Origin of the sequence: Roseibium sp. MMSF_3544 (genome assembly GCF_030732845.1) — a bacterium.
In the GTDB taxonomy this organism is placed as follows: Bacteria; Pseudomonadota; Alphaproteobacteria; order Rhizobiales; family Stappiaceae; genus Roseibium.
This window is the reverse complement of sequence record NZ_JASHKA010000008.1, coordinates 197,532-210,553: the sequence shown is the minus strand read 5'-3', so window position 1 is coordinate 210,553 and position 13,022 is coordinate 197,532. Positions and strand designations below refer to the sequence as shown.

Below are 13,022 nucleotides of genomic sequence, written 5' to 3'. Positions count from 1 at the left end.
TAAAGTTGCTCCGAAAGGAAATGGCTGGCGGCGGCGATGGATGTGAGGCGCCGCCGCCAGACTGTTGGGTTTTCGGGCAAAACCCATGGCGAAGACCGGCCCGTCGGGGTTGGGGGCAGAGGGCAAGCCGGTCCCGCCAGGTCAGGTACCGGTTCTAAGTCGAACCGGAACCTGATCAGGCCACGTTCATGGGCAGAGCCACGAACCGTGTGTTGTTGTTGCTCTCGATCCGGAACAGAACCGCCTTGCGGCCATCCTTTTCCGCCTTGTCGAGCGCCTTCAGAACGTCATCGGCGTTGCTGACTTTCATGCCGGCAACCTCAAGGATCACGTCCCCTGTGGACAGACGCTTTTCGGCGGCCGGGCCATCCGGGTCGATTTCGGCGATGACGACACCCTCGCCGTCAAGACCGGCTTCTGCCTTCGTGGTCACGACGATGCCAAGGTCATCCAGGCTGGTCCGCTTTTCCTCAACCTGAGGTTCAGCTGCTTCCGTGACCTGTTCCTGATCCTGCAGGCGTCCGAGCGTCACGGAAACGTTCTGTTCCTTGCCGTCGCGCCAGATCGTGACGTCAACCGTGGTGTCCGGCTCATAAGCGGCAACGATCTTGGACAGATCGCGCGGGCCTTCCACGTTGGTGCCATCGACCGCCAGAATGGTGTCGCCTGAGCGCAGGCCAGCCTTCTCAGCCGGGCTGTTGTCCTGCGCTTCCGCGACGATCGCGCCGCGGGCCTCATCGAGGCCAAGGCTTTCCGCGATGTCATCGGTGACGTTCTGGATCTGAACGCCAAGCCAGCCGCGAACAACGGTGCCGTCGTCCTTGAGCTCCATGATGACATCTTGTGCGGTCGAAGCCGGAATTGCGAAAGCAATGCCGACATTGCCACCGGACGGCGAGAAGATCGCCGCATTCACACCAATCACTTCACCCTGCATGTTGAAGGCCGGACCGCCGGAGTTACCGCGGTTTACGGGCGCATCGATCTGGATGAAGTCGTCGTAAGGACCCGCACCGATGTCGCGACCGCGCGCAGACACGATGCCGGCGGTTACCGAGCCGCCAAGGCCGAACGGATTGCCAATGGCCACCGTCCATTCACCGACCTCAGGTGCATCGTCGGCAAACTCGACATAGGTAAAGTCCTTGTCGCTTTCGATCTTCAGCAGCGCCAGGTCGGTCCGCTTGTCGGCACCGATCAGGGTGGCTTCGTATTCTTCGCCCTTATGATCGATCACGGTGAATTCCGTACCACGGTCGATCACGTGATGGTTGGTTACCACGAAACCGTCTTTGGAAATAAAGAAGCCGGAGCCCTGCGATGTGCCGTACTGACGCGGCGAGCGGCGCTGGTTCTGACCTTCTTCACCGCCACGGCCACCGAAATCCCGGAAGAATCGCTCGAACGGATGACCGTTCGGCAGGTCCTTGAAGAATTCATCAAAGCTGTTGCCGCCGTTGAAGTTCATCATGCGCGGCTCGGCGGACTGCTTCACGCGCACACTGACAACTGCGGGGCTTACGGTGCTAACAACATCTGAAAAGTCTGCCGGTGCCGCCGCATCTACGCGAACGGGCTCGGCCTGAGCCAGCTGGCTTGGGACAATGGTTTGCGCGGTCAAGAGACCGGCAGCGCCGAGTGCGACAACTCCTGCCATTAATTTGGCGCGGCGTGACCGCAAAGGAGAGACTGACCCACGATTTTGCATATTTTCTTCCTCTGTCGACTTTACTCATTGGAGGCCAAAACGGAGGCGCACGGGGACCGCGCTCCGGGCTCATGAGAGAACGTAGGCAGTCCAGCCTTACCGTTGCCTGTCGGTGGGGTTACATTTTCGTAAGGTTCGCTGTCCCTCGACCGGAGGTTCCGTCAAGAAGACCGAAACAGGCGTCCTTTCAGCCTGATTTATCAGAGGAAATCCGGCGAATGCTGCTGCGAGCATTTTCTTTTGGACCGGGCAAAATTCTGTTTTTGCGCTTGCCGTTCAGGCCGGGAACAACACTGTTTCTGACCCAGCCTGCCACTTTTCCCACTTCGGCATCACCTTTTGAAACCGATCAGATGATTCAAATGTCTGCAGCCACCGGTTCAGATTCGTCCAGCTTTCCCTGTCGAACCAATCGCGATCCGAATTGGCAAATTGCCGGACGAAGGGCAGGATCGCGAAATCGGCGAGACTGGCGCGGCTGCCGAACAGCCAGGGCCGGCCTTCAAGCCTTTCGTTCAAATCCGACAGGAACTCCGACGCCGCGGAACGTTCCTGCACGCGATCCGCGCCCTGATAGCGCGTATGGTACTTGTACCTGTCAAGGTGGGTCTTGAAGGGCCCGTCGCATCTTTCGATTAGCGCAAGCATGTCTTCTCTGCGGCCCTGCTCCGGAGACAGCCACGCATCTGGATCGGCGCGTTCAAGCGCCCAGATCATGATGTCGAGGCTCTCGTCAAGAACAGCTTCCTCCAGTTTCAGGCAGGGAACCGTCGCCGATGGGGAGGTCTCCAGAAACTCCGGCGCCTTATCCCGCAACACGATCTCACGCATTTCGACGACTTGTCCGCTGGCGGCAATCGCGAGCCTGGCGCGAATGGCATAGGGGCACCGGCGAAAGGAATAGAGGATCGGAAACCTGCTCATATGCGTCTCATGACCCATGACCGTTCAAAGATCAACTACGCCTTCAGATTGCAAAGCGGCAAAAATCTCCGTCTGTTTTCACCGGATGTAAAGGATATGCCCGGATACTTCGATCATAAGGTATCATCATGACAAGCTCACTCCTTCAACTTGCCAAAGAAAGTTCTTCAGAGAAGAAGCACCAGCTTGCTGAGCACGTCACAGGCCTTCTTTGCTCAAGAGAAGACGACGGCAACTCGGAAGAGACACATCTCCTCAACAACATGCTGGAGGGGGTCTACGGTTCTCTGGAGCTTGAAGCCAGGCAGAAAATGTCTGAACGCCTTGCAGATGTGAAGGCGACCTCGTCCAAGCTTACCGCCGCCATGGCAAATGACGAATTGCCCGTAGCTCAAGCCGTGCTCGAGCGTTCGAAATCCATCACTGACGAAGATCTACTCAAAATCGCCGAGACGCGAGACCAGGGTCATCTGCTGGCGATGGCCAAGCGGGATCACGTCAGCGAGACAGTGACCAATATCCTGATCAAGCGCGGCGGCAAGGAAGTCAAACAGACACTTGCCGCGAACCTTGGCGCGGAAATGCAGATGCATCTCTTTGAGGAACTGGTCAAGGAAATGCCGAAGCAGTTCGGCGACCGGATTCGGCATTTGCGCAAATCCAACGAAGAGATGATCGAGGACCTGTTCCGCGAAGATGGTGAAATCGCTTCAGGAGAACGTCTGGAGAAACGCGCGGCCAAGATCAGCCCGAAAGCGTGGCTCATGGGCATAAAGCTCGGCAAGACGACACTGAACAAGGCCGTTTATCAGCTGGCTGTCGAGCACAACCTTCTTGATGTTGTCGGCCTTCTTTCGGTCTTCTCCGGCCTGGAAATGAAATATGTCCATAACCTGATGGTGCGTTTTGACGCGACAGGAATTGCTGCCGTGTGCCGCGCGACGGGCATTGGCGCAATGGAATTCCAGGCGATCTGCAAGGAACGCTGCAAGCATCTGAAGTTTCCGGAGAGCACAGGCAGCAAGTGGCTGACAAACTACCATATGCTGGACGACACCGACGCACGCAGACTGCTTGCGCTCATGAAGATCAAACTGGACAGCCAGCAGGCAATTCAGGCTGCCTGACGGAACGGCAGGGTCAAATTCAGTACTTTTCGCTGTATTTCTCAAGTATTCCGGCAAAACGCCGACTTTTTTGAAATTTTCAGCCGCGTTTTATCCACTTGTAAACGGTCTGTGAGGTATCACAGACAGCACAAGAATGGATGGATCCGACATGATCAATGATCTTCTCAATCAAGCACAGGACAGCTCTCCGGAGAAACGCCACAAGCTGGTTGAACATGTCACCGACCTGTTTGTGACGGGTGCGGACAGTTATCAGACTGAAGAAATCACCCTGTTCAACGCCATTTTGGAGCGCATGCTTCCAACGATGGAAGCGGAGCAGAAAAAGAACATTTCGGAGCGTCTCGCCCCTGTCGACTCCACATCCCATCAGGTTGCGTATGATCTGGCGAGCGATGAAATCGACGTTGCGCGCCCGATGCTGACCTCTTCCAAGGCACTTAACGACGACGATATCCTGCGTCTTGCAAAGACTATGGGTCAGGGACACCTGCTCGCGATTTCAAAACGCGATCATCTGGAAGCCAAGGTCACCGACGTCCTGCTGGAACGCGGCGAAAACCCCGTCAAGCAGTCGGTTGCTGCCAACTCCGGCGCCGAACTTTCCGATTGGGGCGGACGTCTTCTTGTCAAACTGGCGGAGCGGGACGACAAGATCCGGGACGCCATGATTGAACGCTCGGATGTTTCTGAAGCTGACTATGAGAAGCTGATCTCCCAGATGCCGGGTCCGCAGCAAGCCAAAATCCGGCAGATGCGCGAAGACAACGAGCAGCTGGTTCTGTCCCTTTTCCATGAAGCCAGCAAGGTTGTCGCCAGCACAAAGCTGGAACGCAAGGCAACGCGGATCAACGCCAAGGTCATCTTGAAGGATGTCCGCGAAGGCCGCGGAACGCTTGGCAATGCCATTACACAGCTCGCGCTGTCCAACAACCTTTTCGACATCAGTTTCCTGCTCGCTGAAATGGCAGGACTGGAACAGAAATACGTGACCAACGTCATGGTGCGCTACGATGCAACCGGCGTGTCGGTGTTGTGCAAGGCGCTTGGTGTCGACAAGAATGGCTATCTTGCGCTGTGCCGGGCACGTGCGACCAACAACAAGCAGCCGCAGACCACGGTTCAGAACTGGATCAGCGATTACCAGGAACTGACCGAGAAAGACGCCCGCCGGCTGCTTTCTTTCATGAAGATCCGCCTGAGCACGCTGGAATCGCAGGCTGCCTGAGGACCGCCTGCGAAATCAGTTCAAGTCTCATTCAGCCGCAACTTCCCGGGTTACAACAGCCGCACCGGCCTCAAGCGTTCGGTGCACCGGACACTTGTCGGCAATCTCGAGCATGCGTTGCCGCGTTGAGTCGTCCAGGTTCCCTTCCAGCATAATCAGCCGTTCGAAACGGTCGATCTTGCCGCCGCGATCCTGCTGATCCTGCGTACAATCCTCGCAATCTGCTGCGTGCACCTTGTTGTGCAGGACGCGCGTTCCGATCCGTTTGACATCCAGACCCTTCCGGTCCGCATACATGCGTAATGTCATGACGGTGCACGCGCCGAGCGCAGTCGACAGGAATTCATAAGGCGACGGACCGCTGTCGAAACCACCATAGTCTTCGGGTTCGTCCGCAATCAGCCTGTGATGGCCGACGGCAACCATGGACTGGAACTTGCCCTGTCCGGTTTCCAGCACTTCAACACCATCCTTCGTCTCTTCGGCAACCGGTCCCTGCTCCTTGTCCAGGTATCCACTCACCCACCCCGCGATGACACGCGCTGCATATGCGGCGTCGCCGCTGCGTGTCAGCAGATGATCCGCCTTGTCGAGCGATACGAAACTCTTGGGATGTTTGGCGGCAACAAAAATATTGGTTGCGTTGTCGATCCCGACTGTCTCGTCCAGCGGCGCATGCATGACCAGAAGCGCCTTGCCCAGGCTTGCAGCCTTGCTTCTGACCGTCTGCGCTTCGAGGTCATCCAGGAATTCCTTGCGGATCGTGAATGTCCGTCCGGCAAGATCGACGTCCCCTGCCCCCTTGGCGCGAATTTCCTCAACGGAGCCCTTGAAATTATGGATCACGTGATCTGCGTCGGAAGGAGCACCTATCGTCACGACGGCACGTGCTTCGGGAATGTCGGCAGCAACAGACAAAATTGCGGCGCCGCCCAGCGAATGTCCGATCAGCAGCTGCGGTGCCTCGTAATTCTGCCTGAGAAAGTCGGCCGCCCGCTTCAGGTCCTCAACGTTGGAGGAAAAGCCGGTCGAGGAGAAATCCCCACCGCTGCCGCCAAGCCCGGTGAAGTCGAAGCGCAATACGGCGATGCCCTCGGCCGCCAGTGCACCCGCAATGTGCCGGGCGGCAGGAATGTCCTTGGAACAGGTAAAACAATGCGCAAACAGCGCAAAGGCACGGATTTTTCCGGCCGGAAGGTCAAGCCGCGCCGCCAGCCTTGCACCGTGCGCGCCATCAAATTCCAGTTTCAACGGTCGATTTGCCATGCGTTCGCCCTCCAGCTAGCGCCCTTTAGAATGATCGCGCCAGACGTAGGCACGAACTCATGTCTTACAAGTCACGGCTTGGTGTGAACCCTGTGAAAACGTCCTGCCGCGTTTCACGGCAGGGGAACCGTGCCTCAGGCAAATTCCTTGAACGTCTCAAGCGCGGCGCGGTCGTATCCCTGCGACGCGGTCCAGAGCTGTCGCGTATAGTCGTGACGGACATTTCCGGAGCGCATCTGCTCTTCGCTCATTTCCTCGACAACCTCGCCGCGATTCATGACGGCAATCCGGCTGCAAAGATGGCCGACGACGGCAAGGTCGTGGCTCACCATGATGTAGGTGAGCCCATGGGTTTTGCGCAGCGCCGAGAGCAGATTGAGGATCTCTGCCTGAACCGACACATCCAGTGCACTGGTCGGTTCATCAAGCAGGATCACCCTTGGTTCGAGGATAAGGGCGCGGGCGATGGCCACACGCTGGCGCTGGCCGCCAGAAAGCTGGTGCGGATACCGAAACCGGAACTCAGGCCCGAGCCCTACCTCTTTCAGAATTTTCAGGACGCGGTCTTCGCGGTTCTTGAGCCCATGGATGATCAGCGGTTCGCTCAAGGTGTCGTCGACGGTCCTGCGCGGATGAAGCGACCCGTAAGGGTCCTGAAACACCATCTGCATGTGTTTGCGCGACGATACGGACCTTTTGGCCTTGAGTGGTTCGCCCGCGATCCGGATGGTGCCCGTCCAGTGGGAATAGATCCCGACCATGGCGCGCAAAACGGTCGACTTTCCGGAACCCGATTCACCGACGATGCCGTAGCTCTCGCCTTCGGCGACGCTCAGATTGACATTCTTGACGGCTGCGATCTGGGACTTTCCCGAGCCGAACACAATGCCGAGGTTTTCAATGTCGATCATCGTCCGCCCGCCTCCCCGGCGATGTCCTGTGTCTCATCGAGCCAAGCGGGATCGCGTTTGAGAACGGGCAGATCATCGTGTTTGCCGTCAAGTCGCGGAAGGCAGTTCAAAAGGCCCTTGGTGTAGGGGTGTTGTGCACGATCCAGATGTTTGGCATCGAGCGTTTCCATGATGCGCCCGCCATACATGACCAGCACGCGATCGCAAAAGCTGGAGACTAGATTGAGATCGTGGCTGATCAGGACCAGCCCCATGCCTCGTTCGCGCACCATATCGTCAAGAAGCGAGAGAACCTGCATCTGTACGGTCACATCAAGCGCGGATGTCGGTTCATCGGCAATCATCACCTTTGGATTGGTGATCAGCATCATCGCGATCATGATGCGCTGCCCCATGCCCCCGGACACCTGGTGCGGATAGAGCGAATAGACTTTCTCAGGTTCGCGTATGCGAACCGTCTCAAGCATTGCAAGCGCCCTTTTCCTGGCTTCCGGGCGAGAGACGTTTTCGTGACGACGGCACGATTCGGCGATTTGGGTGCCGACCGTCAGAACAGGGTTCAGGGAGTATTTCGGGTCCTGCATGATCATGGAAATCTGCGACCCGCGGATGCTACGCATTGTTTTCGCGCCGGCCTTCATCAAGTCCATGCCGTCAAACATCATGCGGCTCGCCTCGATCGACCCGTTGCCGGCGGTCAGGCGCAAGAGAGCGCGGCCGGTCTGCGACTTGCCGGACCCGGATTCACCGACGATCCCGAGCCGTTCGCGCCCGAGATCGAAGCTCACGCCGCGGACCGCGTGGACAGGCCCTTTCGGCGTCGAGAACCGGACGTGGAGATCGCGCACGGAGATCAGAGGGTCTTCGTTGGGATCGTCTGGCTGAAAACCGGTCATTTTGATCTCGTTCACCGTCAATGCCCTCCCGAACTGCGCGGGTCGAGCACGTCGCGAAGGCCATCGCCGAGCAGATTGAAGCCAAGCGATACGACAAGAATAGCAATACCGGGGATTGTGGGAACCCACCACTGATCAAGAAGGTAGTCCCGGCCGGATGCAATCATGGCTCCCCATTCGGCGAGTGGCGGCTGCGCTCCAAGTCCAAGGAAACCGAGCCCTGCTGCCGTAAGGATGATGCCGGCCATGTCGAGAGTCAGCCGGACGATTGTCGATGACAGGCACATGGGCATGATGTGCGCGAACAGGACCCTGATCCGTGAGGCTCCCATGATTTGCGCGGCCATGATGTATTCGCTGTTGCGCAGGGTCAGCGTCTCGGCACGGGCAAGCCGCGCATAAGGCGACCAGGTTGTCAGGGCGATCGCAAGGACGGCATTTTCCAGACCCGGCCCGAGAACCGCAACGAATGCGAGGGCGAGGATCAGGCGCGGAAACGCCAGAAAAATGTCGGTGATGCGCATCAGCGTGGCATCGACCGCACCGCCCAGAAGTCCCGCAGTCGTGCCGATAATCAGCCCGATGGGCATTACGATGATGGACACGAGGAAAATGATGTAGAGCGTGACCCGCGAGCCCCAGACGATGCGCGCGAAAATGTCCCTGCCGAGTTCGTCCGTACCGAACCAATGTTCGGCGCTTGGCGGTGCCAGACGATTGGCCAGATCCTGTGTGGTCCCATCGCCGCCGGCGATCAGAGGCGCGAACAGGGCGACAAGGCACAGGAAGAGAACAATTGCCAACCCGAGCATCGCAATCGGATTGGAACGGAACGACATCCAGCCGATATAGGCGCGCTGACATTTTGCCTGGAATGCGTTTTTCGGCGAGTCGGCGAGCAGCCAGGACGTCGAGCCGGATTTCTGATCAAGCGCTGAGTCCGACATCATTTCGCCCTCGGGTCGACGATCCGGTAGAGCATATCGGACAGCATGTTGATGAAGACGAACGAGATCCCGACAACCAGCGTGCCGCCGATCACGGCGTTCATGTCGGCGTTGAACAGGGAGTTGGTGATGTACTGGCCGATGCCGGGCCACGCAAACACGGTTTCCGTCAGCACCGAGCCTTCCAGAAGACTGGCATAGGTCAGGCCGATGATCGTGATCAGCTGAACGAGAACGTTTCGGAACGCGTGATACCAGATGACGGTTCCCTCGCGCAGGCCTTTGACCCGGGCGGTCAGGACATATTCCTGATTGAGCTGATCCAGCATGAAGGAGCGGGTCATGCGAGCGATATAGGCGAGTGAATAGATGGCAAGCATCGAAGCCGGCAGGATCACGTGCGACAGGGCGTTGTGGAAGACGTCCCACTCACCGGCAATCGCGGCATCGATCATGATGACGCCTGTGACCGGATCAACGATACCGTCATAGAAGAAGTCGATCCGTCCCGGTCCGGCGACCCAGTCCAGCTTTGCGTAGAAGATCAGCAGAGCGACCATGCCCAGCCAGAAAATCGGAATCGAGTGCCCGAGCAGTCCGACAACGCGGACGAAGTGATCGATCAGGGTTCCCTGGCGAACGGCCGCCAGCACACCGGCCGGGACACCGATGATCACGCCGGCGACTGTTGCGATGGTCGCCAGTTCCAGCGTTGCGGGGAAGAAGCGCTTGATGTCCTCGAGCACCGGTTGCCCGGTCATGACCGAACTTCCGAAATCGCCGCGCAGGATATCTCCCAGGAAGATCAGGTATTGCTGCCAGATCGGCTTGTCGAGGCCGAGTTGCAGATACATGGCATCATAGACTTCCTTCGAAGCCCGGTCGCCGACGATGGCAACGACTGGGTCGTTGGGCATGATGCGGCCTATGATGAAGGTGATTGCGGTCAGACCGATGAAGGTCAGGAGCAGCATGACAACGCCGCCACCGATCTTTTTTGCCACGCCCAGATACGGCTTGAAATCCACCGTGGAGCGCTGCATTGCGGAACTGTCGCTCATTGAGAACGAAACCCCCGGTTGTTCCTGCTTGTCCACACGAAGCCGCGCTTCCTCATCGGAGTGATGCGGAAGCGCGGTTCATCCCGAATGCGGCTGACTGCTCGGCTCAAGACAACCGGCAGTCAGCTGATCCAGCTTATTTTGTAACGGTCTTGTAGAAGGCCTGATCCGACGTCACGCCATTGACGAAGCCATCGACATTGGCCCGTTTTCCGTAGGTGCCGATTGCCTGGAACATGATCGTGAAGGGGGAGTCCTCCTGCACCATCTTCTGCAGCTTGGCGTAGATTTCCTCACGCACTTCCGGATCGGATTCCGCGGCTGCCTGGTCCGTCAGTTCCGTCAGACCGTCTGCCGGCCAGGCATTGCGCCAGGTCAGTTTGCCGGTCAGCTTGGCTTCGAAGTCATTGTTCGGATTGTGGGCAAATGCATCGGCATTCGAATGCGGATCGGAATAGTCCGGGCCCCAGCGTGCGACGATCAGCTCATGCTTGCGTGCACGATATTTTGGCCAAAGCGTTGCGCCATCCGACAGGATGATTTCGGAATCGATACCCAGCTCCTTCAGGCTGGCCTGCACGCTCTGGGCCACTTCCGTGAAGGGTGACTTGTTGAGCGTATCGATGGTGATCTTGGTGTCGCCATCGAGGCCGGCATCGGCGATCAGGGCCTTGGCCTTGTCCATGTTGTAGCTGTAGGGCGTGTCCGTTGCGGCAGCCCACATGCCGGACGGCCAGAAGTTCTGATGGATTTTGTACTGACCATCGAGGAACGAGCCGACCATGCCGTCGTAATCAACCATGTATTTCAGGGCTTCGCGGACTTCTGGCTTGGACAGGACCGGATGCTCCATGTTGCTCGCCAGATACATCAGATATCCCTTGGGATAGCTCTCAGCCGAGACGTCCTCGTTGCCGGACAGGCCCTTCAGCTGGTCGGCGGTCAGTTCCATCGCGGCATCGACATCGCCCTTTTCCAGAAGGAGACGCTGTGCGGACGGTTCCGCGACGTGGCGGATGACGACGCGGTTCATGGCCGGTTTGCCCTGACGGTAGCCGTCAAAGGCTTCCAGCATGACGACTTCGTTGGCTTTCCAGGTTTTCAGCTTGTAGGGGCCGGAGCCCGCCGAATTGTCCTTCAGCCAGGCATAGCCCATGTCACCGTCGACTTCGTGGCTCTGCACTTCCTTCATGTCGACGATGGAGGCAACGCTTGAAGACAAGAGGTTCAGCACGAGCGCGGGCGAGAGGTCCGCAAGGATGTTGATCTCGACCGTACCGTCGTCAACAGCCACGACGGCATCGTCAACATTGTCGGCCGTCCAGCCGATCTGCTTGATGATGAAGGCCGGCGTCTTGTCCAGCTTGACAGCCCGGCTCAGGGAATAGGCCACATCGGCGGCGGTCACCGGGTTTCCGGAATGGAAGGTTAGTCCGGGGCGCAATTTGACGGTGATTTTCTTGCCGTCTTCGGAAAACTCGTAGGATTCCGCGATGCCGCCGACGAGCTTGGTCAGGTCGTCAGGCTCGAACAGGAAAAGACGCTCGTAGATGTTCGCGACGATCCGGCTTCCGGTGAATTCAAAACACTCGGCAGGATCGAGCGTGATGGCGTCAGCGGTGTTTCGGGCAATCACAAAAGTGTCGGCCGGTGTTTCGGCAATCGCCGGAAAGGCGACGGATGTTGCAAGCAATGCTGCGAGTGAAAGACTTTTCAATGGCGTTGTGAAGTTCACGATCATTCCCCCTCTGGAACAAAACGAATGGGATGGAGCCGGAAACCCCGGCGGGATCGTGTGCGGTCGCGCTTCGTTAATCGAGCGCTGTTTCCACACCTGAACCAGAAGCTTAAACCGGCTGGTTGAATTCAACCAACAGTCTTGTTATGCAAATTTTGCATAGTTATTCATACTGCTCACTTATTCGGCAACTTCCCTTAAGGAATGATGCAGTGGACACCAACTGGCTGGCAGACTTTCTGGTCCTGAGCAATCGCGGGAACTTTTCCCAGGCTGCGGATGAAAGAAACATCACCCAATCGGCCTTCAGCCGCAGGATCAAGGCACTTGAAACCTGGCTTGGCACCGAATTGTTCGACAGGAGTAGCTACCCGGTCACGCTGACGCCGGAAGGTCAGACCTTCCACGCGACGGCTCAAAATGTGCTCAGGGAACTGGAACTCAACCGGGTTGAGTTTCAACGGCGCAATTCCGGAACGACGCCGGATATCCGGCTGGCGGCATCGACCTCCCTCGCTCTCAGTTTCGTTCCTGAATGGCTGCAACAGATCAAGGATGCTTGCGGCGGTTTTTCAGTGTCGCTGGATACGTATGACTTCTACGAAATGATCGAACTGCTCGGCGATCGGAAGATGGATCTGGTGGTGCTTTATTCTAAACCAGAGGTACCGGCATTTTTTGAGCATCAGGCCTTTGAGGCGATCAAACTGGGCGAAGACACTATGCATCTTTGTACTGCCCTTGATGCAGAAGGACGGCCCGCGTTCGACGTCGACAAACCGCCGCACAGCGGACTTGAATATATCGGATATGGTCAGACCGGCTATTTTTCGAAGGTCGAGGACCTGCTCTTTTCAACGATGACCGCCCAGGATCCGCAGTTCGTCTGCACTTCGCAAAGCGGAACCTGCGAGTTCATGAAGCGCCTTGCTTTGATGGATCAGAAAATGATCTGGCTTCCGGCCTGCAGTGCCTATGAAGGCGTCAAGTCAGGGCAATTCGCGCTGGCGGGCAACGGCAGGTATGACACCAATCTCGACATCTGGGTCTACCGGAACCGGGATACCTCCTCCGCTCTTGTCGAGACGATTTGGGCGCATCTCCTGAAAGATCCGTGCACCAGTCACCTGGAACGGTTTCAGCTCAGGCAGACCTGAGCACCGGCCTTCGTCGTTGAAGCCCATAAGGGCTCGAGCACTTTTGAGTGCCTATC

11 protein-coding genes are annotated in these 13,022 nt (G+C 57.6%); 3 read left to right on the top strand and 8 right to left on the bottom strand.

All coding sequences use genetic code 11. The annotated features are described in order from the left end of the window. Nucleotides 1-175: 175 nt before the first annotated feature. Both RBB47_RS13885 and RBB47_RS13880 read right to left on the bottom strand, forming a co-directional pair. Nucleotides 176-1,657 (bottom strand): Do family serine endopeptidase, encoded by a 1,482-nt coding sequence (locus tag RBB47_RS13885; protein WP_305986409.1) that lies wholly within the window; start codon nucleotides 1,655-1,657, stop codon nucleotides 176-178. A 327-nt stretch (nucleotides 1,658-1,984) separates the two neighbouring features. Beyond that, nucleotides 1,985-2,632 carry a glutathione S-transferase gene (locus tag RBB47_RS13880; protein ID WP_305986408.1) on the bottom strand — a complete coding sequence of 216 codons (648 nt, stop codon included), beginning with the start codon at nucleotides 2,630-2,632 and terminating at the stop codon, nucleotides 1,985-1,987. Between the two features lie 128 nt (nucleotides 2,633-2,760). Here RBB47_RS13880 and RBB47_RS13875 point away from each other — a divergent pair, with 128 nt between their 5' ends. Further along, a complete protein-coding gene (locus RBB47_RS13875; RefSeq protein ID WP_305986407.1) occupies nucleotides 2,761-3,759 on the top strand; it encodes a DUF2336 domain-containing protein in 999 nt (332 codons plus the stop codon). A gap of 151 nt (nucleotides 3,760-3,910) precedes the next feature. Continuing rightward, on the top strand, nucleotides 3,911-4,990 hold the full coding sequence (locus tag RBB47_RS13870) for a DUF2336 domain-containing protein (RefSeq protein WP_305986406.1): 1,080 nt from the start codon (nucleotides 3,911-3,913) through the stop codon (nucleotides 4,988-4,990). Between the two features lie 27 nt (nucleotides 4,991-5,017). On the opposite strand, the gene RBB47_RS13865 is transcribed toward RBB47_RS13870, so the two are convergent. The 6 genes from RBB47_RS13865 to RBB47_RS13840 form a co-directional block, all read right to left on the bottom strand. After that, a complete protein-coding gene (locus tag RBB47_RS13865) occupies nucleotides 5,018-6,256 on the bottom strand; it encodes a bifunctional alpha/beta hydrolase/OsmC family protein (protein WP_305986405.1) in 1,239 nt (412 codons plus the stop codon). Nucleotides 6,257-6,390: 134 nt separating this feature from the next. Then, nucleotides 6,391-7,167, bottom strand: a complete 777-nt coding sequence (locus RBB47_RS13860) for an ABC transporter ATP-binding protein (protein WP_305986404.1) — start codon at nucleotides 7,165-7,167, stop codon at nucleotides 6,391-6,393. Further along, nucleotides 7,164-8,063 carry an ABC transporter ATP-binding protein gene (locus RBB47_RS13855; RefSeq protein ID WP_305986480.1) on the bottom strand — a complete coding sequence of 300 codons (900 nt, stop codon included), beginning with the start codon at nucleotides 8,061-8,063 and terminating at the stop codon, nucleotides 7,164-7,166. The genes RBB47_RS13860 and RBB47_RS13855 overlap by 4 nt, the downstream gene beginning before the upstream one ends. A gap of 17 nt (nucleotides 8,064-8,080) precedes the next feature. Then, the gene (locus tag RBB47_RS13850) at nucleotides 8,081-9,013 is read right to left on the bottom strand and encodes an ABC transporter permease (protein WP_371932786.1); all 933 of its coding nucleotides are present in this window, start codon (nucleotides 9,011-9,013) and stop codon (nucleotides 8,081-8,083) included. Beyond that, entirely contained in the window at nucleotides 9,010-10,071 is a 1,062-nt protein-coding gene (locus RBB47_RS13845) for an ABC transporter permease (protein ID WP_305986403.1), read from the bottom strand. Before RBB47_RS13845 ends, RBB47_RS13850 begins: the two co-directional genes overlap by 4 nt. A gap of 136 nt (nucleotides 10,072-10,207) precedes the next feature. Next, the gene (locus tag RBB47_RS13840; RefSeq protein WP_305986402.1) at nucleotides 10,208-11,806 is read right to left on the bottom strand and encodes an ABC transporter substrate-binding protein; all 1,599 of its coding nucleotides are present in this window, start codon (nucleotides 11,804-11,806) and stop codon (nucleotides 10,208-10,210) included. Between the two features lie 215 nt (nucleotides 11,807-12,021). On the opposite strand from RBB47_RS13840, the gene RBB47_RS13835 reads away from it, so the two are divergent. After that, nucleotides 12,022-12,966, top strand: a complete 945-nt coding sequence (locus tag RBB47_RS13835; RefSeq protein ID WP_305986401.1) for a LysR family transcriptional regulator — start codon at nucleotides 12,022-12,024, stop codon at nucleotides 12,964-12,966. The last annotated feature ends 56 nt before the right edge of the window (nucleotides 12,967-13,022 follow it).